General features: G+C 61.1%; 2 protein-coding genes. Both read left to right on the top strand.

Annotation, left to right across the window (positions count from 1 at the left end; all coding sequences use genetic code 11):
- The coding region (locus tag FJY68_14250) for a DNA gyrase subunit B (protein MBM3332984.1) at nucleotides 1-1,515 on the top strand (1,515 nt) is incomplete at its 5' end.
- Nucleotides 1,516-1,719: 204 nt separating this feature from the next.
- Nucleotides 1,720-2,261 (top strand): M42 family metallopeptidase (locus tag FJY68_14255; GenBank protein ID MBM3332985.1); only part of this gene is annotated, 542 nt, incomplete at its 3' end.

The following is a 2,261-nucleotide window of genomic DNA, read 5'->3' on the forward strand; positions in this document are numbered from 1 at the left end:
GAGCACCTGACCGCCGAGGTTTTCCGCGACGGCAAGTCATACCGGATGGACTTCGAGCGCGGCAAGGCGCAGGGCGACATCAAGGTCACCGGCAAGACGAAGCAGCGCGGGACGCTCATCCGCTTCAAGCCCGACAAGCAGATTTTCAAGACGGTGGTGTTCAAGGGCGAGACGATCATGGCGCGGATGCGGGAGCTCGCGTACCTGAACAAAGACCTGAAGATAAACCTGAAGGACGAGCGAGCGGGCACGGCAGAGACGTTCCACTTCCCGAACGGGCTGGCCGATTTCGTGAAGTTCCTCGATACTGGCAGGACGGCGCTGCACAAGCCGGTGCTGATCGAGGAGGACCGGAACGGCATGCACGTCGACGTGGCGTTCGAGTACAACGACGGGTACGTTGAGAGCATCTTCTCGTTCGCCAATACCATCAACACCCACGAAGGCGGCACGCACCTGTCCGGGTTCAAGTCAGCCCTCACCCGCACCCTGGGTGAGTACGCGCGGAAGTCCGGTGCGTTGAAGGAAGACATTGAGCTGACCGGTGAAGATACGCGCGAGGGGTTGACCGCGGTCGTTTCCGTCAAGATCGGCGACCCGCAGTTCGAGGGCCAGACCAAGACCAAGCTCGGCAACGGCGAGGCGAAGAGCGTGGTCGAGACCGTGGTGAACGAGCAGCTGGCCCGGTATTTCGAGGAGAACCCGCGCTTTGCGAACCGGATCGTCGAGAAGGTGCTGACTGCGGCCAAGGCGCGGATGGCGGCGCGCAAGGCACGCGACTTGACGCGGCGCCGGTCGCTGCTCGAGTCCGACAGCCTGCCCGGCAAGCTCGCGGACTGCGCTTCCGAGGACCCGGCCGAAAGCGAGATCTACATCGTCGAGGGCGATTCCGCCGGCGGTTCAGCCAAGCAGGGGCGGAACCGGGAGTTCCAGGCGATACTGCCGTTGCGCGGCAAGATCCTGAACGTCGAGAAGTCCAACTTGAACAAGATCCTCTCGAACAATGAGATTCGCACCCTCATTTCCGCCATTGGCGCGGGCATCGGTGAGGAGGATTTCGACGCGCAAAAGGCGCGGTATCACAAGATTGTCATTATGACCGATGCGGACGTCGACGGCTCCCATATCCGAGTCCTGCTGCTGACGTTCTTCTACCGGTTCATGCAGCCGCTGATCGAAGCGGGCTACGTCTACATCGCCCAGCCGCCGCTGTACCGGGTGAAGCAGGGCAAGACCGAGAACTACCTGTACAGCGACGAGGCGCTGGCGGACCTTTCGAGCAAGAACAAGGGCACGCAGTTCGACATCCAACGTTACAAGGGTCTCGGCGAGATGAATCCCGAGCAACTCTGGGAGACCACCATGAATCCGGACAAGCGGACGCTGAAGCGCGTGGCGATGGAGGACGCGACCGAGGCCGATGCCGTGTTCCGGACACTGATGGGCGACGAAGTCGAGCCGCGCCGTCTGTTTATCGAGAAGAACGCGGTGCATGTCGAGAACCTCGACGTGTAGCGACCACCGGTCGCTACACGCAATTCCTAGGTCTCAATTACTAGTTCCCAACGAATGAGGAGATGGACAAGTTCCCAACACCGGGCTCGCCTTGGGTCATTGGGCATTGGGACTTGATTAGTCACAAGGACTTAGGAATTGGTCATTGTAACCAATGGCCGTCAAGCTGGCTGATGAGGGACAGGACAACTTCAGAAGTAGGAGATGAATGTGGCTGACAAGAAGCTTCTGCGTGAACTAACCGAGGCGTTCGGACCGTCGGGTTTCGAAACCGAGTCGGCAAACATCATGGCGCGGGAACTGGCCGGCTCGGGCAAGGTCGTCCGCGACGGCCTGGGCAGCGTGGTCTGCAAGGTCGCCGGCGCAAGCGAGCGACCGCGCATCATGGTGTCTGCGCATATGGATGAAGTCGGATTCATGGTGAAGTCGGTCACGGCCGACGGCTATGTGAGGTTCCTGCCCATCGGCGGCTGGTGGCCGAACGTGCTCCTGGGGCAGCGGGTGCTGGTGCGGACCTGCAAGGGCGACTTCCCGGGCGTCATCGGTTCGAAGGCGCCGCACGAACTATCCGACGAGGAGAGAAAGCAGCTACCGGACATAGACAAGATGTTCATCGATCTGGGTTGCGCCGAGGGATTCGACGTGAAGGCGCGGCTGGGCGTCAGGCCCGGCGACCCGATTGTGCCCGTATCCCCTTTCGTGGAGATGGGCAAGAACCTGATGATGGCCAAGGCTTGGGACGACCG

The organism is candidate division WOR-3 bacterium (assembly GCA_016867815.1).
GTDB lineage: Bacteria > Hydrothermota > Tepidihabitantia > Tepidihabitantales > Tepidihabitantaceae > UBA2258.